Annotated in this window: 19 protein-coding genes and 1 tRNA gene; 10 read left to right on the top strand and 10 right to left on the bottom strand. The window is 72.0% G+C overall.

Features of this window, described 5'->3' with window-relative positions:
• The first annotated feature begins 128 nt into the window (after window positions 1-128).
• Complete coding sequence (locus ACFYWQ_RS04670; protein WP_389512764.1) at window positions 129-728, top strand: histidine phosphatase family protein; 600 nt, start codon at window positions 129-131, stop codon at window positions 726-728.
• A gap of 447 nt (window positions 729-1,175) precedes the next feature.
• On the opposite strand, the gene ACFYWQ_RS04665 is transcribed toward ACFYWQ_RS04670, so the two are convergent.
• Window positions 1,176-2,591, bottom strand: a complete 1,416-nt coding sequence (locus ACFYWQ_RS04665; protein ID WP_389512762.1) for a hypothetical protein — start codon at window positions 2,589-2,591, stop codon at window positions 1,176-1,178.
• Between the two features lie 268 nt (window positions 2,592-2,859).
• Between ACFYWQ_RS04665 and ACFYWQ_RS04660 the strand changes: the two genes are divergently transcribed.
• Both ACFYWQ_RS04660 and ACFYWQ_RS04655 read left to right on the top strand, forming a co-directional pair.
• On the top strand, window positions 2,860-3,246 hold the full coding sequence (locus tag ACFYWQ_RS04660; protein ID WP_389512760.1) for a hypothetical protein: 387 nt from the start codon (window positions 2,860-2,862) through the stop codon (window positions 3,244-3,246).
• Window positions 3,247-3,304: 58 nt separating this feature from the next.
• Window positions 3,305-4,174 (top strand): spermidine synthase, encoded by an 870-nt coding sequence (locus tag ACFYWQ_RS04655; RefSeq protein WP_389512758.1) that lies wholly within the window; start codon window positions 3,305-3,307, stop codon window positions 4,172-4,174.
• Between the two features lie 162 nt (window positions 4,175-4,336).
• Here the strand turns inward: ACFYWQ_RS04655 and ACFYWQ_RS04650 are convergent, their stop codons facing one another.
• A complete protein-coding gene (locus tag ACFYWQ_RS04650; protein ID WP_389512756.1) occupies window positions 4,337-4,888 on the bottom strand; it encodes a hypothetical protein in 552 nt (183 codons plus the stop codon).
• A gap of 120 nt (window positions 4,889-5,008) precedes the next feature.
• Between ACFYWQ_RS04650 and ACFYWQ_RS04645 the strand changes: the two genes are divergently transcribed.
• The 3 genes from ACFYWQ_RS04645 (at window position 5,009) to ACFYWQ_RS04635 (ending at window position 8,759) form a co-directional block, all read left to right on the top strand.
• Window positions 5,009-5,725 carry a response regulator transcription factor gene (locus tag ACFYWQ_RS04645; protein ID WP_389512754.1) on the top strand — a complete coding sequence of 239 codons (717 nt, stop codon included), beginning with the start codon at window positions 5,009-5,011 and terminating at the stop codon, window positions 5,723-5,725.
• Window positions 5,722-7,131 carry a sensor histidine kinase gene (locus ACFYWQ_RS04640; protein ID WP_389512752.1) on the top strand — a complete coding sequence of 470 codons (1,410 nt, stop codon included), beginning with the start codon at window positions 5,722-5,724 and terminating at the stop codon, window positions 7,129-7,131. The genes ACFYWQ_RS04645 and ACFYWQ_RS04640 overlap by 4 nt, the downstream gene beginning before the upstream one ends.
• Before the next feature lie 128 nt (window positions 7,132-7,259).
• A complete protein-coding gene (locus tag ACFYWQ_RS04635) occupies window positions 7,260-8,759 on the top strand; it encodes a cellulose binding domain-containing protein (protein ID WP_389512750.1) in 1,500 nt (499 codons plus the stop codon).
• Window positions 8,760-8,769: 10 nt separating this feature from the next.
• Here the strand turns inward: ACFYWQ_RS04635 and ACFYWQ_RS04630 are convergent, their stop codons facing one another.
• Both ACFYWQ_RS04630 and ACFYWQ_RS04625 read right to left on the bottom strand, forming a co-directional pair.
• A complete protein-coding gene (locus ACFYWQ_RS04630) occupies window positions 8,770-8,961 on the bottom strand; it encodes a DUF397 domain-containing protein (protein WP_389512748.1) in 192 nt (63 codons plus the stop codon).
• A 12-nt stretch (window positions 8,962-8,973) separates the two neighbouring features.
• Window positions 8,974-9,855 (bottom strand): helix-turn-helix domain-containing protein, encoded by an 882-nt coding sequence (locus tag ACFYWQ_RS04625; RefSeq protein WP_389512746.1) that lies wholly within the window; start codon window positions 9,853-9,855, stop codon window positions 8,974-8,976.
• 232 nt (window positions 9,856-10,087) lie between these two features.
• On the opposite strand from ACFYWQ_RS04625, the gene ACFYWQ_RS04620 reads away from it, so the two are divergent.
• The 3 genes from ACFYWQ_RS04620 to ACFYWQ_RS04610 all read left to right on the top strand — a co-directional run bounded on the left by ACFYWQ_RS04620 (window position 10,088) and on the right by ACFYWQ_RS04610 (window position 11,927).
• The gene (locus tag ACFYWQ_RS04620; RefSeq protein ID WP_389512744.1) at window positions 10,088-10,498 is read left to right on the top strand and encodes an ATP-binding protein; all 411 of its coding nucleotides are present in this window, start codon (window positions 10,088-10,090) and stop codon (window positions 10,496-10,498) included.
• Between the two features lie 88 nt (window positions 10,499-10,586).
• Entirely contained in the window at window positions 10,587-11,513 is a 927-nt protein-coding gene (locus ACFYWQ_RS04615; protein WP_389512742.1) for a hypothetical protein, read from the top strand.
• Between the two features lie 174 nt (window positions 11,514-11,687).
• Window positions 11,688-11,927: a hypothetical protein gene (locus ACFYWQ_RS04610; RefSeq protein ID WP_389512740.1), complete on the top strand. Its 240-nt coding sequence runs from the start codon at window positions 11,688-11,690 to the stop codon at window positions 11,925-11,927.
• Window positions 11,928-12,008: 81 nt separating this feature from the next.
• On the opposite strand, the gene ACFYWQ_RS04605 is transcribed toward ACFYWQ_RS04610, so the two are convergent.
• The 4 genes from ACFYWQ_RS04605 to ACFYWQ_RS04590 form a co-directional block, all read right to left on the bottom strand.
• The gene (locus ACFYWQ_RS04605) at window positions 12,009-13,445 is read right to left on the bottom strand and encodes a GH1 family beta-glucosidase (protein WP_389512738.1); all 1,437 of its coding nucleotides are present in this window, start codon (window positions 13,443-13,445) and stop codon (window positions 12,009-12,011) included.
• Window positions 13,446-13,580: 135 nt separating this feature from the next.
• The gene (locus ACFYWQ_RS04600; protein WP_389512736.1) at window positions 13,581-14,483 is read right to left on the bottom strand and encodes a carbohydrate ABC transporter permease; all 903 of its coding nucleotides are present in this window, start codon (window positions 14,481-14,483) and stop codon (window positions 13,581-13,583) included.
• 10 nt (window positions 14,484-14,493) lie between these two features.
• Complete coding sequence (locus ACFYWQ_RS04595; protein WP_389512734.1) at window positions 14,494-15,510, bottom strand: carbohydrate ABC transporter permease; 1,017 nt, start codon at window positions 15,508-15,510, stop codon at window positions 14,494-14,496.
• A 5-nt stretch (window positions 15,511-15,515) separates the two neighbouring features.
• Window positions 15,516-16,844 (bottom strand): ABC transporter substrate-binding protein, encoded by a 1,329-nt coding sequence (locus ACFYWQ_RS04590; protein ID WP_389512731.1) that lies wholly within the window; start codon window positions 16,842-16,844, stop codon window positions 15,516-15,518.
• A 460-nt stretch (window positions 16,845-17,304) separates the two neighbouring features.
• Between ACFYWQ_RS04590 and ACFYWQ_RS04585 the strand changes: the two genes are divergently transcribed.
• Window positions 17,305-18,360, top strand: coding sequence for a LacI family DNA-binding transcriptional regulator (locus tag ACFYWQ_RS04585; RefSeq protein WP_389512729.1), 1,056 nt, complete (start codon window positions 17,305-17,307; stop codon window positions 18,358-18,360).
• Window positions 18,361-18,629: 269 nt separating this feature from the next.
• On the opposite strand, the gene ACFYWQ_RS04580 is transcribed toward ACFYWQ_RS04585, so the two are convergent.
• Together ACFYWQ_RS04580 and orn are read right to left on the bottom strand one after the other, a co-directional pair.
• Window positions 18,630-18,702: transfer RNA gene (locus ACFYWQ_RS04580), tRNA-His, on the bottom strand.
• Between the two features lie 106 nt (window positions 18,703-18,808).
• Window positions 18,809-19,411, bottom strand: coding sequence for an oligoribonuclease (orn, locus tag ACFYWQ_RS04575; protein ID WP_389512727.1), 603 nt, complete (start codon window positions 19,409-19,411; stop codon window positions 18,809-18,811).
• Between the last annotated feature and the right edge of the window lie 105 nt (window positions 19,412-19,516).

Below are 19,516 nucleotides of genomic sequence, written 5' to 3'. Positions count from 1 at the left end.
GCCCCCGGCCCTCAAAGACGCACAGATCGCCCCCCGGGTTGCCCTGTTCCAGGGTGAGCGATGATGGAAGGGTTCCGCCGTCGACTCATCCCTTGGTTCTCTCAGGGTTACCCCCGGAAAGGTCCCCCATGGCACCGCGCATCCTGCTGGCCCGGCACGGACAGACCGAGTGGTCGCTGTCCGGCAAGCACACCGGCAGGACGGACATCCCCCTGCTGGAGGAGGGCCGCCGGGGCGCCAAGCTGCTCGGCGAGCGGCTGCACCGGGCGCCGTTCGACGGCCTCCCCGGCGTCGAGGTCCGCACCAGCCCGCTGGCCCGCGCGCGGGAGACGTGCGAGCTGGCCGGTTTCGGCGAGCGGGCCACCGAGTGGGACACGCTCATGGAGTTCCACTACGGCGCCTACGAGGGCATGACGCCCGCCGAGATCCAGGCCGTCCGCCCCGGCTGGCTCATCTGGCGCGACGGCGTGCCCGACGGGGAGAGCCTCGCCGAGGTCACCGCGCGCGCGGACGAGGTGGTCGCGTGGGCGCGGTCCGCCGACCGGGACGTGCTGGTCTTCGCCCACGGGCACATCCTGCGGTCGATCGGGGCGCGTTGGCTGGGGCTGCCGCTGGACTTCGCGGCACGGATACGGCTGAACCCGACGTCGCTGTCGGTCCTCGGCTGGGCCTACGGGGAACCGGCGATCGAGAGCTGGAACGACCGCGGGCACCTGCTCGCGGACTGATCCGGCACGCCCGCCCCCGCGCGTCGGGGGACGACCGGGCGGCCGGGTGACCGTGTCGCCGCCGGGCGACGACACGGTCCCTGCCGTGCGGGACCGACGGCATGGTCCCTGCCGTGCGGGGCCGACGGCATGGTCCCTGCCGTGCGGGGCCGACGGCATGGTCCCTGCCGTGCGGGACCGACGGCATGGTCCCTGCCGTGCGGGGCCGACGGCATGGTCCCTGCCGTGCGGGACCGACGGCATGGTCCCCGGCGCGCGGGGCCGACGGCACGGTCCCTGCCGCTCGGCTCCGAGGGAAGCGCGGTTCCGGGACGACCGGACCGTGCGGGCTGTTACACCCGCGGGGCGCTACACCGCGCGGGGCGCTACGCCCGCAGGGCGTCAGACGGCGCGGGGCGCTACACCCGCGGTGCGTCAGACGGTGCGGGGCGCTACACCCGCGGGGCGTTACACCGTGCGGGGCGCGGAGGCGTGCCGTTCCAGGAACTCCGACACCCCCGAGGCCCGCCGGTGCGGCAGCAGTACCCGTGCCGTACCCGCCAGCATCGTCTGGATCCGCGACGACTGGACCTGCCCCAGCAGGTCCAGCACCCGCATCCCCGCCGCCGCGGCCTCGTCCGGCCGTCCCCCGCGCGCGAGGTCGTCCGCCAGCTCCGCGGTGTAGAGGGCGATGTTCCGCGTGAAGTGGGGGTCCTGGAGCTGCGCCGCCCGCCGGGCGTGCCGGGCCGCGCGCGGCCAGTCGCCCAGGGTGGACCAGCACTGCGCCTCCAGCCCCTCCAGCTCGGCCTCGCCGTAGAAGCTCATCCACTCGGGGTCGGCGTCCGAGGAGCCCCGCCCGTAGAGGGCCTGCGCCCGCGCGAGGGCCTGTTCGCAGCCGGTGCGGTCGGCGAGCCCGGCCCAGCCGCCCGCCTCGCGCAGCGCGAGCAGCGACATCAGCCGGGCGGAGCCGAGGGGCCGCGCGACGCGCTGGGCGGCCTGCGCGGCGCGCACGGCCTCGCGCGGCCGGCCCGCGTCCCGCGCGAGGAAGGCCGTGTTGCAGAAGGCGTGCGCCTCCAGTGCCTCGTCCCCGGCCGTCCGGGCGGTGGCGAGGGCCTCCGCGTAGTGGGAGCGCGCGTCGTCGAAACGCCCCGAGTCGTGTGCCAGCCAGCCCACCGAGATGGCGAGCTCCCCGGCGCCCGAGTGGAGCCGGTCGGCGGTCGTCTGCCGGGTGGTGCCGGCGTCCAGCAGCGCGTACGCGGCGCGCAGCGGTGCCGCCGCGCGCCGGTAGAGGCCGTCGGCGCCGTGCCGGTCGTCCAGCAGCCGGATTTTGCGGACCGCTTCTTCGAGGGCGCTCGCCTCGCCCGCCCCGACACGGCGCACGGGCCGTTCGGCCGCCGACGCGTCCAGGGCGAGCCCCAGGGGCCCCAGCGAGGCGGCGGCCACCGTGGCGCCTCCGCCGGTCATGAATGCGCGACGCAGCACGTCGCTCTCCTCGTGGTTGTGGTGCGTGTCGTACGTGTCCTGCGGGTCATACGGCTCGGACACCCCGTGCGTCTCATCCACGCACGGCGCGTCCTCGGTCGTCCGTGCCCCTCGCCCGCGTACGGACGAGCGGGGCGCGAACCCCAGATCGGTGAGCGTGCGGCCGGGGAACATGTGCAGGAACACCCGTTCGTAGGCGTAGTTGGGGCAACGGATCTCCCCCGCCTCGACCCGGCCGATGTAACGCGCGTCACAGCTGACCCCCTCGCCGATCTCGCGTGCGGCCCGCCGTACCAGCGCGGCGAACTCGGCCGGCGAACGCTGTCCGCGCAGGTGCCGGAAAGCGAGATTGGGCCGTGGTGGCCGGTTGGGCCGGGGTGGGGGCACCGTTGACGACGCCATGGCCGGGTCCTCTCGTGCGAACCGTCGAACCATGCCGGATTCCCGGTGGACCGACCGCCTCTTCGCGCGGCGCTCACCCCGGTCTCCAGCGGGCAAGAACGTACCTGCTGTTGCTGTGTCGCCACGCAGTGTTTGGCTACAAACCGGATATCTCATCCCCGATCTGCCATGAACTGCCATCCTTTGCGGCGGACTTCCGCCGTAGCCGTTGACGGTGTGACGCGTTGACCACTGCGGACTGCAAGAGGGCTGCGCGGTGGAGGCCGGCATGGTGACCAGCCAGAGCAACGATCCTTGTACGCCGTCGGTGACGGCCTGTGACCTGGTGACGGTGCCGACCCGGCACGGGCTGGAGGCGGTCGACATCCTGCGCCGGGCCGCGGGGGACGGGGTGGGGCCCGTGCTCCACGACGGGGGCGACACCCTCGCCTTCCTCGTGCCGCCGGGCACCGCGGCCGCCTGGGACGTCCCGGGAAGCACCTGTACGGAGACCGAGGGGCGGGGACTGAGACTCGACCCCGAGCCCCCGGTGGAGGGCTCGGACTGGCTGGTCCCACCTGGCGAGGCCGACCTCGATACGCACCCCCCGGCGGTGCTCCGGCGCGCGCTGGGGGAAGCGGCCCGCACGATCGAGGCGGCGGACGCGTGCCGGTAGGCGGTCATGGGGGCGTCCGCGGTCGGCGCGGCCCTGGCCCGGCTGCGAAAATGCCCGCATGGGAAAGTCCAGGAACTCCCGGCGCGGGCGGGACACCGAGGCCACCGTGGCCGAGCCGGTCGACGGCGGCCTCGCACAGCTCATACCCGACCGGGACCGGACGAGGGCCTGGACCCTCCTCGTCGACGGCGCCCCGCAGTCGCACGTGGACCTCGACGACCCGCGGTTCCTCTCCTTCGAGTACCAGCGGCGGCTCGGCCACGTCATCGACCTCGCCGCACCGCCCGGCAGGCCCCTGCACGTCGTCCACCTCGGCGGTGGCGCCCTCACCCTCGCCCGGTACGTCGCCGCGACCCGCCCCCGCTCCACCCAGCAGGTCGTCGAGCGGGACGCCCGCCTCGTCCAACTGGTCCGCCGGGAGCTGCCGTTGGACCCCGGCGCCCGGATCCGGGTCAGGTCCGTCGACGCCCGTGAGGGACTGCTCAAGGTGCCCGAGGGGTGGGCCGACCTCGTCATCGCCGACGTGTTCAGCGGCGCCCGCACCCCCGCCCACCTGACCTCCACCGAGTTCCTCGACGAGGTCCGCAGGGCGCTCCGGCCCGGCGGGCTCTACGCCGCCAACCTCGCCGACGGCCCCCCGCTCGCTCACCTGCGCGGCCAGATCGCCACCGCCGCCGCCCGCTTCCCGGAACTCGCCCTCGTCGCCGACCCGACCGTGCTGCGCGGCAAGCGGTTCGGCAACGCCGTCCTCGTCGCCTGCGACCTCCCCCTGCCGGTCGCCGAACTGACCCGCCGCGCCGCCTCCGACCCGCACTCCGGCCGGGTCGAGCACGGCAGGGCGCTCACCGACTTCACCGGCGGCGCCGCCCCGGTCGTCGACGCCTCGGCGGTGGCGTCACCGGCCCCACCGCCCGACGCGTTCCGGTAGGGCCGGGCCCGGCCGGTCCGGCGGCGCACCTCGGCAGGCGCGGGGCGTCTCAGCAGGCACGGCGCACCTCGGCAGGCGCGGGGCGCCTCGGCAGGCACGACGCGTCTCGGCAGGCACGGCGCGCCTCGGCAGGCGCAGAGCGTCTCAGGAGCGGGGCGCACCTCAGTAGGTGCCGACCTCCACCCGCGGCGGCCCGTCGTGCCAGGTGCAGAACACCGACACATGGTCCGCGCCCGAGGTGAACTCCACACGGATCCAGGTCTCCGTCTTCCACACCTGCATCGACCAGCCCGCGTCCGGTGTCGCCGAGACGAGCGTCGCGGAGGCCGCCTGGAGCTCGAACACCACCCGCCCGCCGTCGGTGTCGTAGCTGCGGACCCGCCCGGTGGGGGTCGGGGAGGCGGCCGCCGTCGAGGACGGATCCGCGGGGGCGGGCGAGCGGGACGTGCGGCTCGGCTCCGGCGACGGACTGGGCGAGGGGCTCGCGGAGGACGCCGGACGGCCCTCGGGCGACGCCGACACCGGCGCCGACGTCGGAACCGGCGTCGGGGGCTCCGACTCCCGCGCGGCCGTGTCCCCGGCCGCCAGGGGCACGGCGCGCGGCGGGTCGTACGCGGTGCCCGCCATGACCGTGTGGACACCCCACCACGACAGCGTGGTCGCCGCGCCCGTGGCGAGCGTCCAGGCCAGTACGTGTACGAGTGCTCTGCGCATCGTGGGCCATCTTGCCCCACGCGCCACGGGTGCCGCACGGACGGTCCACCGGTCGTCCACAGGAGCCGAGTTGTCCACAGGCCCGAATGCCCGTCGCCCGCATGGCGTACGGTGCGGCGCATGGCAAGTGTGCTCGTCGTCGAGGACGACCAGTTCGTACGCTCCGCGCTCATCCGGCACCTGACCGACGCCTCGCACACCGTGCGCAGCGTCGGGACAGCACTGGAGGCGCTGCGCGAGGTCGCCCATTTCCGCTTCGACGTGGTCGTCCTGGACCTCGGACTGCCCGATCTGGACGGCTCCGAGGCTCTGAAGATGCTGCGCGGCATCACGGACGTGCCCGTCATCATCGCGACCGCCCGCGACGACGAGACGGAGATCGTCCGGCTGCTGAACGCGGGGGCGGACGACTATCTGACCAAGCCCTTCTCGGTGGATCACCTCTCGGCGCGCATGGCGGCCGTCCTGCGCCGCTCCCGCGCCGGCGCCGGGGACGCCCCGCCCTCCTCCGTCCTGCGCGTCGGCGGCCTCACCGTCGACCCGCTGCGCCGCCAGGCCGAGCTGGACGGCGTCCGACTCGACCTCACCCGCCGCGAGTTCGACCTGCTCGCCTTCCTCGCCGGCCGCCCCGGCGTCGTCGTCCCGCGCCGGGAACTGCTCGCCGAGGTCTGGCAGCAGTCCTACGGCGACGACCAGACCATCGACGTCCATCTGTCCTGGCTGCGCCGCAAACTGGGCGAGACGGCGGCCCGCCCGCGCTATCTGCACACCCTGCGGGGCGTCGGCGTGAAGCTGGAACCGCCCGTCGCGCAGTCCGACGGGGAGCCGCCGCGATGAGATGGGCACTGGTCAAGGTCTGCCTGGCCGTTACCGCGATGGTCGTGGTCGCCTTCGCGGTCCCGCTCGGTCTGGTCATCAAGGAGATGGCCCGCGACCGCGCCTTCTCCAACGCCGAGCGGGAGGCCGCCGTCGTGGTCCCCGCGCTGTCCATCACCACCGACCGCGAGCAGTTGGAGCGGGTCGTCGCCTCCGCCGGCTCCGACGACGGGATGGCGGTGCACATCCCGGCGAGTGACGGCCGGGCCGCCGTCGAGCTCGGCCGGCAGCGCGCCACCGGCGCGGACATCGACGCCGTCCGCGAGCTGGGCCGCGCCTCCACGGCCGAGGTGCCCGGCGGTTCCGCCCTGCTCCAGCCCGTCGCGCTCAGCCTCGGGACCGTGGTCGTCGAGGTGTACGTCCCCGAGTCCGAGGTCAGCAACGGCGTCGCCACGGCCTGGGCGGTGCTCGCGGCGGTCGGCGTCGCGCTGGTCGTCGGCTCGGTCGCCGTCGCCGACCGGCTGGGCGTGCGGATGGTGCAGCCCGCCCAGCGGCTGGCCGAGGGCGCCCACGAACTGGGGGAGGGGAAGCTCGGCGTGCGCGTCCCCGAGGAGGGGCCGAACGAACTGCGGCTGGCGGCGGTCGCGTTCAACTCCATGGCCGACCAGGTCGTCCAGCTCCTGGCGAACGAACGGGAGCTGGCCGCCGACCTCTCCCACCGGCTGCGCACCCCGCTGACCGTGCTCCGGCTCAACGCCGCCTCCCTCGGCGACTCCCCGGCCGCCGAACAGACCCGGGCCGCGGTCGCCCAGCTCGAACGCGAGGTCGACACCATCATCCGCACGGCCCGCGAGGCCAAGCCGCAGACCGCGGCGGCGGGCCCGGGCGCCGGGTGCGACGCGGCCGAGGTCGTCCGGGAGCGGATGGCGTTCTGGTCGGCGCTCGCGGAGGACGAGGGCCGCACGGTGCGGCTGGCCGGCGTCGACCGTCCCGTGCGCATACCCGTGGCCCGCGCCGATCTCGCGGCCGCGCTGGACGCCCTGCTCGGCAACGTCTTCCGGCACACCCCCGAGGGCACGGCCTTCGCGGTGGACGTGCACAACGGCGAGGACGCGGTGATCGTCCTGGTGTCGGACGCGGGGCCCGGCATACCCGACCCCGAGGCGGCGATGGCACGCGGCCGGGGGTCCGGGAACGCCGGGTCGACCGGGCTGGGCCTGGACATCGTGCGCCGGCTCGCGGAGTCGACCGGCGGCGACGTACGGATCGGCTCGTCGGTGCTGGGCGGCACCGAGGTGCGGATCTGGCTTCAGGTCGACGGGCGGACCGGGCGCGAGCCGGGGCGCAGAGGACACCGGGGTCCGGTGCGCAGGCGCCGGCAGGGCAGAGGGGCCGCCACCTTTAACCGCCCCCGATCCCTTCCTTAAGCGCACCCTAAGATCACCGACCCCCGTCCCGATCAGGCGCTTTGCCCGATTCGGGATCGCTAGCGTGCTGCCGCGTCCCCCTCCGGGACCTCCCTGGAACCCCCGTGAACCACGAAGGCAGGCACGCCATGAGTACGCACCGGCGCAAGTTCAGCGGCAGGAACAAGGCGATCGGCGGCGTGGTCGCCGCGGCCGTGGTCGGCGGCGGCGCGGTCCTGCTCACCGGCACCGCCCAGGCGGCCGGGGTCGGCGCCGCGTACACGAAGACCAGCGACTGGTCGACGGGGTACACCGCGCAGTACGTCGTCACGAACAACAGCGGTGCGGTGAAGGCCGACTGGACCCTCGAGTTCGATCTGCCGGCCGGTTCCAGACTCAGCTCCCTGTGGAACGCGGAGTCGGGCGTCAGCGGACAGCACGTCACCGTGACGCCCCCGAAGTGGGACACCGACGGCCTCGCGGCCGGTGAGTCGGTCACCGTCGGGTTCGTCGTCAACGGCAGCGGCGATCCGTCCGGCTGCCGCGTCGACGGCGCCCGCTGCTCGGCGGACGAGGGCGCGACCCCCGAGCCGAGCGGCCGCCCGACGCAGACCGCGAGCGCGACCCCGACGGCCACGGCGACCGCGTCGGCCACCGCGAGCCCCACGGCCACCGCCTCCACCCCGACGGCCACCGCCTCCCCCTCGGCGAGCACCAGCACCGGCACCGGCACCGGCTCGGGGACCGGCACCGCCGCCTCCGCCGGCTTCGCCCCCTACGTCGACACCTCCCTCTACCCCGCCTTCGACCTCCTCGCCCACGCGTCCGCGACCGGCGTGAAGGAGTACAACCTCGCCTTTGTCACCGACGGCGGCGGCTGTACGCCCAAGTGGGGTGGCGTCACCGACCTCGCCGCCGACGCCGTGGCCGCCCAGATCGGCGCCCTGCGCGCCGAGGGCGGTGACGTCCGGGTCTCCTTCGGCGGCGCGGCCGGCTCCGAGTTGGGTACGACCTGCTCGTCGGCGGACGCGCTGGCGACGGCGTACGGCAAGGTCGTGGACGCGTACGGCCTCACCAAGGTCGACTTCGACATCGAGGGCGGCGCGCTGCCGAACACGGCCGCGAACACCCGCCGCGCCCAGGCGATCGCCACGCTCCAGCAGCTCCACCCCGACCTGGACGTCTCCTTCACCCTCCCCGTGATGCCGGAGGGCCTGACCCAGGACGGCGTGAACCTGCTGGCCAACGCGGAGACCAACGGTGTGGCGATCAGCGGCGTCAACATCATGGCGATGGACTACGGCGCGGCGTACAGCGGCGACATGGGCACCTACGCCGAGCAGGCGGCCACCGCCACCCAGGCCCAGATCAAGAGCGTCCTCGGCCTGAGCGACGCCGCCGCCTGGAAGGCCGTCGCCGTGACCCCCATGATCGGCGTCAACGACGTCACCTCCGAGATCTTCACGGTCGACGACGCCACCCAACTCGTCGCCTTCGCGAAGGCCAAGGGACTCGGCTGGCTGTCGATGTGGTCCGCCACCCGCGACAAGCAGTGCACGGGCGGCGCCAAGACCTACGCCGACCCCACGTGCAGCTCGATCGTCCAGGACGCCGGCGCGTTCTCGAAGGCCTTCGCCACCTACCAGTGACCCCACGGGGTCAACGCCCCGCGCCACCGTCCTTCACGGCGTCCAGCAACGCCGCGAGAGCACGGGGCGCCACGAGAGCGACCTCCTCCGGGCGGTCGCTCTCGCGGAGGTGGAGGCGGGTGGGAGCGGATGCCGCCAGCTCTACGCACTCGCCCTCGCCGCCGGTGCTGAACGACGACTTCTGCCAGGCAAGGTGAGGCACGGCGGGGTCCTTTCAAAGGGTGTACATCACATGCTGGATGAGGCTCAGGGAGTCGCGTGACTCGTGCGACTCGGGTGCCGTCTCCGGATCGATGGGCGCCAGCGCCAGCTCCGAGAGTCGCTCGAACATTCTGGCGTACTCATCCAGTTGAGCTCCATCCCAGAGGAAGAGCGAGTTCGTCGGATGCTCCAGGTAGACCGTGTCCAGTTCGGCGACTCCTGTGCCGAAGATGACGAACGACCGGCTGTGGGCGGCGTAGACGCCCGCCTCGAACGGGTACACCTGCACGGTCACGTTGGGGAGGCGCGAGACTTCCATCAGCCGCAGCAGTTGTCTGCGCATGACCGCCGGACTGCCCACCCGGGTGTGGAGTGCGGCTTCGTGGATGATCGCGTGGCAGGCCACCGGCGACCCGCTCGTCAGCACGCCCTGCCGGCGGAGGCGGAACTCCGCGTACCGGTCGGCCCGTTGTGGCTCGGCTTCCGTGGCGGCGAGGACGGCACGGGCGTACTCCTTGGTCTGCAGCATGCCCGGGATCACCAGCGGGTTGTGGGTGCGCAGCACCGTCGAGCGGGCTTCGAGCTCGGCGAGATCCCGGGCCGCCGGGCCGATCGTCTCGCTGAACTCGTCCCACCAGCCCTTCCCGTTCTCCTGTGCCATGGCCATGAGGGCGTCGAAGTACGGTCCTGGAGGACAGCGGTACTCCCGCAACACCTTGTAGAGGCGGTTGCGGGACACGTCGATGCGCCCCGTCTCGATGTTGCTGACGCGGGCGCGGTCCGCGTCCAGGAAGGCGGCGGCCTGCTCGCCGGTCAGCCCGGCTCGAACGCGCAGCTTGCGCAGCTCTGCTCCCAGCCGGCGCTGACGCTCGCTGGGGTTGGTTCTGGGTGCCATGTCGACCTCCTGTTCAGCAGTCTGCCGACCTCGACCGGAGAGAGTCATCGAGCTGTTGGCTGGTCACCCACTTAGGTGACAGTGCAGGGAGAAGCTTGCTGTGAAGGAAAACATTTCCCTACCGTCGACGACAAGTCACCCGCGAGGAAGCACCCCCGCCCTCAGGCCACTTGTCGAGGCACGGACCTGGTCACCGCGTGGATCCACCACCGACCGACGAAGGGACCCTCCCATGGACGACCCCCCAAGCGTCTCCCTCACCTTCCCGCCTCACCCCGCCTGGGTCCGCACGGCCCGTGACGCCGTCCGCACCCTCCTCCTCGTCTCCTCCCACCCCGGCCTCGTCGACACCGCCGTCCTCCTCACCTCCGAGGCCGTCACCAACGCCATCAACGCCTGCGCCGACAAGGGCTGCACCACCCCTGTCACCCTCCACGCCGGCTGGACCGACCCCCACCGCCGCCTCCGCGTCCTCGTCCACGACGAAGCCCCGGGCCTCCCCACCCCCCGAACCCCCGCCCACGACGACGAGGACGGCCGCGGCCTCCACCTCATCGCCGGCGGCGCCGACGCCTGGGGCATCTGCACCCAGGGTCCGGGCCGGGGCAAAGCCACCTGGTTCGAGCTCGGACAGCCGAGTTAGGCATAGGCCGGTGGCACATTCACCCAAAGGGCTGAATAAGCCGCGAAACGGTATTGACCGCACCCGGCACCCGCCTACGTTCCGTCACATGGTCAGTTCAGCGCATGAGGCGATGCACCAGATCTTCCGGGAGGATCCGGGGCTCTTCGCCCGGGCCCTGCCCCGGGCGGGCATCGCCTTCCCCCAGCCCACGGCGATCCAGCACCTGGACACGGATCTCACCGAGATCAGGCCGCTGGCACGCCGGGTGGACACCCTCTTCCGGGTCGACACGGCGAACGACGGGAGCTTCCTGCTCGCCGTCGAGGCCCAGGGCAAGCCGGACCAGGACAAGCCGAGCAGTTGGACGTACTACCTGGCGCACCTCTACGCCAAGTACCAGCTGCCCCCGATCCTGCTGGTCGTCTGCCGGGACAAGGCCACCGCGTCCTGGGCGGCGGAACCCGTCCGGATCGGCCTGCCCGTGCACACCAGCATGGCGGTCTTCCCACTGGTCCTGGGCCCGGGCAACGTTCCCGCGGTCACCGACCCGGACGAGGCGAGCGAGGACCTCGCCCTCGCCGTCTTCTCCGCGCTCGCCCACGCCAAGGATCCGGACCTTCCTGCGATACTGGACGCGCTGGCGGAGGCAGTGGCCGAGACCGGCGGCGAGACCGCGAAACGCTGGGCGGAATTCACCGAAGTCGGCCTGGGCGACACCCAGGCCCGTGCACTGTGGAGGCACCTGATGGCCACCTACACACCCCGCTTCCCCGGCAGCGGCACCCTCATCGAGGAAACCCTGATCGCGGGCGAGACCAAGGGCCGGGCAGAGGGCCGGGCAGAGGGCCGGGTCGAGGGCCGGGTCGAGAGCCGGGCCGCTGACATCCTCCGCATTCTCGACGTGCGGGGTGTCGAGGTCTCCCAGGCCGTACGGGAGCGGATCACTTCCTGCGCCGACTTCGACCTCCTCGGTACCTGGCTGGACCGGTCCCTCACCGCCGCGGCCGCCGAAGAGCTGTTCGAAGAGGCGTGAGCGGTGCTCCCGAGAGACGGCGGGGCGCGGCCGCTCCCACAGCGTGCCGCGCCCCTTTCTCGCGTCCCGGGGCGAGCGGTCTCGAAGGGCGGCGGCGAGACCGCGAAGCGCTGGGCGGAATTCACCGAAGTCGGCCTGGGCGACACCCAGGCCCGTGCACTGTGGAGGCACCTGATGGCCACCTACACACCCCGCTTCCCCGGCAGCGGCACCCTCATCGAGGAAACCCTGATCGCGGGCGAGACCAACGGCCGGGCCGCGGACATCCTCCGTGTCCTTGAGTTGCGCGGCGTTGCGGTCCCCGAAGCCGTACGGGAGCGGGTCACCTCCTGCACCGATCTCGACATCCTCGGCACCTGGCTGGACCGGTCCCTCACCGCCTCGGCCGCCGAAGACCTGTTCGACGAGTCGTAACCGGAGCTCGGACGCTCGGAAGACAGCGGGGCGCGGCACGCTCCCACGACGTGCCGCGCCCCTTCCCCCCGTTCCCCCGTGTCAGGCGGTCTCGATGGGCGGCAGCGTGCCCGACTTCGCCGCCTGGCCATACCACAGCGCGCTCGACTTCGGCGTACGGGCGAGCGTGGCGTAGTCGACGTACACCGCGCCGAACCGCTTCTCGTAGCCGTACGCCCACTCGAAGTTGTCCAGCAGGGACCACAGGAAGTAGCCGCGGACGTCGACTCCCTCGGTGATGGCGCGGCGGACGGCCCGGAGGTGGCCGTGCAGGTAGGCGATGCGCTCGGGGTCGTGGACGCGGCCGTCGGAGTCGGGCTTGTCGTCGTAGGCCGCGCCGTTCTCCGTGATGTAGAGCGGCAGGCCGGGCGCCTCCTTCGCGTAGCGCGTGATCAGCTCGTGCAGGCCGGTCGGGTCGACCGTCCAGCCCATCTCGGTGCGTTCGCCCGGCGTCTGGTGGAAGGCGACGTCGTCCGCGCCCGGCCAGGGAGAGTGGTCGCTGGTGCCGTGGCCGTCCGACCGCGGGCCCTTCGGATCGGCGTCCGCCGCCGAGACCAGGGTGGGCGTGTAGTAGTTCAGGCCCAGCGCGTCCAGCGGCTGGCGGATCGTCTCCAGGTCGCCGTCGAGGACGTACGACCAGTCGGTGAGGGAGGAGGTGGCGGCGAGCAGCGTCTCCGGGTACGCGCCGTGCAGCAGCGGACCGTGGAAGACGCCGTTGGCGAGGTCGTCGATCTTCTGGACGGCGGCCAGGTCCTCCGGCGACTGCGACAACGGCCGCACCACCGACGAGTTCAGGCTGATCCCGACCGAGTTGCGGGCCGGCATCACCGACCGGAGTGCCGTGGTGCCCAGTCCGTGCGCCAGGTTCAGGTGGTGCGCCGCCCGCAGGGACGCCGCCGGTTCCGTGCGGCCCGGCGCGTGCACACCGGACGCGTAGCCGAGGAACGCGCTGCACCAGGGCTCGTTGAGCGTCATCCAGTGCTCCACCCGGTCGCCGAGCGCCTCCCCGACGATCTGCGCGTACTCGGCGAACCGGTACGCCGTGTCGCGCTCCGGCCAGCCGCCCGCGTCCTCCAGCTCCTGCGGGAGGTCCCAGTGGTAGAGGGTGATAGCCGGCTTGATGCCCTTCGACAGCAGCTCGTCGACCAGGCGGCGGTAGAAGTCCAGGCCCACCTGGACCGCCGGACCACGTCCGGTCGGCTGGACCCGGGGCCAGGAGACGGAGAAGCGGTACGCCGACAGGCCGAGCTCCGCCATCAGCGCCACGTCGTCGCGGTAGCGGTGGTAGTGGTCGACAGCGATGTCACCGTGCTCGCCGCCGGCCGTCTTGCCCGGCGTATGGCTGAAGGTGTCCCAGATCGACGGCGTGCGGCCGTCCTCCCGCACCGCCCCCTCGATCTGGTACGCGGACGTCGCGGCGCCCCAGAGGAAGGCGGAAGGGAAGGACACCGGAGTGACCGACTGTGCGGACTCGGACATGGAAGCGCTCCCATGGGTGGTCGTCGAGGTCGTCGAGACCGACGGAGGATGGGGGGAAGAGGTGCGGGTGCGGAAAGGGGGCCGAGGCGGCGCTGACCCGGCCCCCGGGAGGTCGCTGGTGTGCGGCGGCGGGCGTCAGCCCTTCACGGCACCCTGCATGATGCCGCCCACGATCTGCTTGCCGAAGATCGCGAAGACCAGCAGCAGCGGCAGTGTGCCCAGCAGCGCGCCCGCCATGATCAGGGACTGGTCGGGCGTGAACCCGCGGCCCAGGCCCGCGACCGCCACCTGCACGGTCGGGTTGCCCGTCTGGCTCAGCACCAGGAACGGCCACAGGAAGTCGTTCCACGTCTGGACGAACATCAGCATGCCGAGCACCGCCATCGCCGGGCGCGCCGCGGGGAACACCACGTGCCACACCACGCGCCAGCTGCTCGCGCCGTCCACCCGGGCCGCCTCGATGATCTCGTCCGGCAGCGCCTGGATCAGGTACTGCCGCATGAAGAACACACCGAAGGCGCTCACCAGCGACGGCAGGATCACCGACTGGAGCTGGTCGGTCCACTCCAGCTTGGCGACCATCATGTACAGCGGGATGATGCTCAGCTGCGGCGGCACCATCATCGTGCCGATGACGATCAGCATCAGCGCGCCGCGGCCCTTGAACCGCAGCTTGGCGAAGGCGAACCCGGCGATCGTGGAGAGGAAGACGATCGTCACGGCCGACGTCCCGGCCACGATCGTCGTGTTGAAGAACGCCGTCCCCAGATTGGCGTCGTTCCAGGCCAGGTCCAGGTTGTGGAAGAGGTTGGAACCGAACCAGAACGGCGGCGGTGTCTGCGCCAGCCGGTTGCTGTCGCGGGAGGCGGCGATCGCCGTCCACACCAGCGGGAACAACGAGCCGATGGTGAACAGCGCCAGGATCAGGTAGGCGACCGGCCCGGCGTGCAGCGTGCCGCCGGCGCGGGCCGACCTGGGCCGCCGCCCGCCCGGGGACTTGCGCGGGGTCGTGTCCGGCGGAGTCAGTGTCGTCGTCACGGCCGTACTCCTAACTACTGGCGCGCAGCCGGCGCGAGATGACGTAGTTGACGATGCCGATCACGATCAGGATCAGGAACATCGTCCAGGCGATCGCGGAGGCCCGGCCGAGGTGCTGGTTGACCCAGCCCTGCTCGTACAGGTACAGGCCCAGTGTCTGGAACTGGTGCTCCGCACCACCGGACGAGCCCTTGTTCGCGTCGAACAGCAGCGGCTCGCCGAACACCTGGCTGGCGCCGATCGTCGAGACGACGACCGTGAAGAGGATCGTCGGCCGCAGCGACGGCAGCGTCACGTGGAAGAACTGCTTCCAGCGGCTCGCGCCGTCCAGCGCCGCCGACTCGTACAGATCCTGCGGGATCGCCTGCATCGCGGCCAGGTAGATCAGCGCGTTGTAGCCGGTCCACCGCCAGATGATGATCGCGGAGACCGCGAACTGCGACGGCCACTTGTCCTCCTGCCAGTCGACCGCGTCGATCCCGACCAGGTCGAGCACCCAGTTGACCATGCCGTAGTCGCGCCCGAAGAGCAGCACGAAGACGAGCGAGGCGGCCGCGATCGACGTCGCGTACGGCGCGAGCATCACGACCCGGTAGAAGGTCGAGGCGCGCAGCTTGTAGTTGAGGATGTGGGCGAGCCCCATCGCCATCAGCAGCTGCGGCACCGTCGAGATGATGCCGATCGTCAGCGTGTTCTTCGCCGCGTTCCAGAAGAACTCGTCGTCGAAGATCCGCGTGTAGTTGTGCAGCCCCACCCAGGTCATGTCGGTGGGCGCGGTCATCTCCACCTGGTGCAGCGACGCCCAGCCCGTGTAGACCAGCGGGAACACGCCGAAGGCGAGGAACAGCAGGAAGAACGGGGAGACGAAGGCGTACGGGCTCCAGCGGATGTCGCGCTGCCAGCGGCGGGAGAGCCGGGCACGCCGGCGCTGCTCCGCCTCCGTGGGCGCGGTGCCCGGTGTCGGGCGGGCCGGGGCCGCGCCCCCCTCCTTCACGGGGGGCACGGCGCTGTCGTGGCGGGTGGTCATGGGAGTCACTGGTCCAGGCTGTTGTCGATGGTCTTGGTGGCCGTCTCCCAGGCCTCCTCCGCCGACTTGCCCTTCGTCACGAGGATGACGCCGTTGTCGGTCAGACCCTGCTGGATGATCTGGTCCTTCGGGCCGATCACCTGTTCCGGGGCGGCCTTCGCGGCCGCGGCGAAGATGGTGCCGATGGGGGCGTCACCGGTCATCTCGTTCTTGGCGCCGGTCACTTCGGGCATCGTGTACGCGCTCGGCGCGCTCGGGAAGGAGCCCTGCACCTTGAACAGCTTCGCCTGCTGCTCCGGCGCGGTCAGCCAGGCGACCAGCTTCTCGGCCTCCTTCACGTTCTTGCCGCTGGAGGGCACGGTGAGGAAGGAGCCGCCCCAGTTGCCGGACTTCGGGGCCACCGCGACGGCCCACTTGCCGACGGACTCAGGCTTCGACTTGCCCTTGAGGGTGCCGAGCATCCACGGCGGACACGCCACCGTGGCGAACTTGCTGTTCGCGATCGTCTGGTCCCACGCCGCCTGGAACTGCGTCGAGGACTGCACCAGACCCTCCTCGGCGGCCTTCGCGGTCAGGTCGAAGGCGTTCTTGACGGCCGGGTTCGTCTTGTAGATGACCTCGCCGGAGGAGTTGTAGAACTTCTCCGTCTCACTGCTGAGGATCGCGTTGATCAGACCGCCGGGGGAGTCCATGAAGTACGTGCCGTTGGCGGCCTTCTCCTTGTACTGCTCGCCGACCGACACGAACTTGTTCCAGTCGCCCGCCCACAGCTTGCCGACCTCCGCCGGGTCGGTGGGCAGACCGGCCTGCTCGAAGAGGTCCGTGCGGTAGCAGATGGCCATCGGGCCGATGTCGGTGCCGAGGCCGATCGTCTTGCCGTCCTTGGTCGTGGCCTGCGCCCACTTCCAGTCCACCCAGTTGCTCGCCTTCACGCCCGAAACCTTCGACAGGTCCTGGAGCTTGGCGCTCTGGGTCGAGGTGATCTCGGCGATGTTCGCCACCTCGACGGCCTGCACGTCCTGCAGCCCGCTGTTGGTGGTGAGGTGGTTGAGGAGCGGCGGGTAGTAGTTCTCGTTCCGCTCGATGACCGTCTCGGCGATCTTTATGTTCGGGTTGAGCTTCTCGTACTCCGCGTAGAGCCCGGCCTCCTTGAAGCCCATCGTGCCGAAGAGCCCCAGCGTGATCGTGGTCTTGCCCTTGCCGTCTCCGGACGACGAACCGTTCGAGTTCTCGTCGCCGCCGTCGTCGGCACAGCCGGCCAGCAGCCCGGCGCCCAGCGTCGCGACGGCCGCCAGGACCACCACCCGACGGGAGGTTCGGGTACGTGCTCGCATTACGTCCTCCTGTTGCCCTGACGTGCCGACCCCCCGGCCAACTGCATTGTTGGGCCCGTTAGTTTCTCGCTGCGGCTCGGGCGGGGAACGTGCGGGATGTGTATGTGTCAGGTACTGTGGGAGCGCTCCCACAAGTGATGTGTTGAAGAGTCGCCGGTTCGGGCGGGGGTGTCAAGGGTGGGGGCGCGGAGAGTTGCGTTCAGTTACCCGGCTGTTAGCTAACCCCCGGACGGCGATGCTTTTCGGCCGCGCCGGCGGTCCGGCGCGGGTGGCCGCGGGGCGTGCGGCGGGCACCGGTGTACGGCGTCCGGGGCGGTGGGCGTACGGCGTCCGGGGCGGTGGGCGTGCTGCGTCCGGCGCGCGGCCGCGGGGGAGCGGCCTGCGGTGCCCGGCCGTGCGAACAGTGGGGACTGTTAGATTCCAGGCCAGCGTGATGACGAACGGCGGGAAGGCGGAGCCCATGGCAAGCCACGGAGCGCGGGGCCGGAGCGGTGGCCGGCCGACCCTCGAAGAGGTGGCCGCACGCGCCGGTGTGGGCCGGGGCACGGTCTCCCGGGTGATCAACGGTTCGCCCCGGGTCAGCGACGCGACCCGCGCCGCCGTGGAGGCGGCGGTCGCCGAGCTCGGATACGTCCCCAACACCGCCGCCCGCGCGCTCGCCGCCAACCGGACGGACGCCATCGCCCTCGTCGTCCCCGAGCCGGAGACGCGCTTCTTCGCCGAGCCGTACTTCTCGGACATGCTGCGGGGCGTCGGCGCGGAACTCTCCGACACGGAGATGCAGCTGCTGCTGATCTTCGCGGGCAGCGACCGGGAACGGCAGCGGCTCGCCCAGTACCTGGCGGCGCACCGGGTGGACGGCGTCCTGCTGGTCTCGGTCCACGCGAACGACCCGCTGCCGGACCTGCTCGCCCAGCTGGAGATCCCGGCCGTGATCAGCGGCCCCCGTTCCGCCGCGGAGACGCTTCCCTCGGTGGACTCCGACAACTACGGCGGCGCCCGTTCCGCCGTGGAGCACCTGCTGGCCCGGGGCCGCCGCCGCATCGCCCACATCACCGGGCGGCTGGACGTGTACGGCGCCCAGCGCCGCGTCGACGGCTACCGCGACGCCCTGCGCGACGCCGGGTGCGAGGTGGACGAGGGGCTGATCGAGCCGGGCGACTTCACCGAGGAGGGCGGCCGCCGCGCGATGGCCGACCTGCTCGCCCGTACGCCGTCGCTGGACGCGGTCTTCGCCGGTTCGGACGTGATGGCGGCCGGCGCCCGCCAGGTCCTGCGCGAGGAGGGCCGCCGCATCCCGGAGGACGTGGCCCTCGTCGGCTACGACGACTCCGCCATCGCCCGTCACATGGACCCGCCGCTGACCAGTGTCCGCCAGCCCATCGAGGAGATGGGCCGCAGGATGCTGGACCTGCTGCTCACGGAGATAGCGGATCGCCGTCCGGCGGTGTCGCGGGGCCTGGAGCGGCGGCAGGTGGTGCTGGCCGCGGAGCTGGTGGACCGGGCGTCGTCGTAGCGGCGGGTTTTGTGGCGGCGGGGCGGGTGTCGTCGTAGCGGCGGGTGTCGTGACGGCGGGGCGGGTGCCGTGACGGCGGCACTCCCGCCGTGCGTCCGAAGACTGCCTCCGGTGCGGCTCGTTGAGGTCGGTGCGGCGGCCGGCGGGTTCTGCCGGTCGGCCGGGCTGCCACCCGTCGGCGGTGGGCCTTCGCGACGCGCTGGAAGATCGATACGACACGAAAGAGGCCGGTGACCTGATTACTACAGGTCACCGGCCTCTCCGGTGAGGGTGAGTGACGGGACTCGAACCCGCGGCATCCTGGACCACAACCAGGTGCTCTACCAGCTGAGCTACACCCACCATGACCGGCGGTTCACTTGGTGGTTCACCGACCGGCCGAGAAAAAGTGTACAGGGTCCGAAGGGGTGCTCGCGCACGCCTTTCGCCGGGGCGGTTCGCGGGCCGTCTACCGGGCGGGCAGGACGTGCTTCGCGGCGATGGCCTTGGCGGTCTCGGAGTCCGGGCCGGGCTGCGGGACGAAGACGGCCTCGCGGTAGTAGCGCAGCTCGGCGATGGATTCGCGGATGTCGGCGAGGGCGCGGTGGTTGCCGTTCTTCTCGGGGCTGTTGAAGTAGGCCCGCGGGTACCAGCGCCGGGCGAGCTCCTTGATGCTGGAGACGTCGACGATCCGGTAGTGGAGGTAGTTCTCCAGCGTCGGCATGTCGCGCAGCAGGAAGCCGCGGTCGGTGCCGACGGAGTTCCCGCACAGGGGGGCCTTGCCGGGCTCCTTCACGTGCTGCCGCACGTACGCCAGCACCTGCTCCTCGGCGTCGGCCAGGGTCGTGCCGGCGGCGAGTTCGTCGAGCAGGCCGGACGCGGTGTGCATCTGACGCACCACCTCCGGCATCGTCTCCAGCGCCGCGTCCGGCGGCCGGATGACAATGTCCACACCTTCGCCGAGCACGTTCAGCTCGGAGTCGGTGACGAGGGCGGCAACCTCGATGAGCGCGTCGTCGGACAGCGAGAGGCCGGTCATCTCGCAGTCGATCCACACCATGCGATCGTTCATGCGACCACCCTAAGGCTGACGTCCCCCGATGGGCTGCCCCCGGTTCCGCCCGGACGAGAGGACGGCCGTCCCGCGGCACCTCCCGGCCGCCTCGCGCCGCCTCCC

Origin of the sequence: Streptomyces sp. NPDC003247, from assembly GCF_042888135.1 — a bacterium.
Taxonomy (GTDB): domain Bacteria; phylum Actinomycetota; class Actinomycetes; order Streptomycetales; family Streptomycetaceae; genus Streptomyces.
The sequence above is the reverse complement of the archived record's forward strand: the minus strand, read 5'-3'. Positions and strand labels throughout refer to the sequence as shown.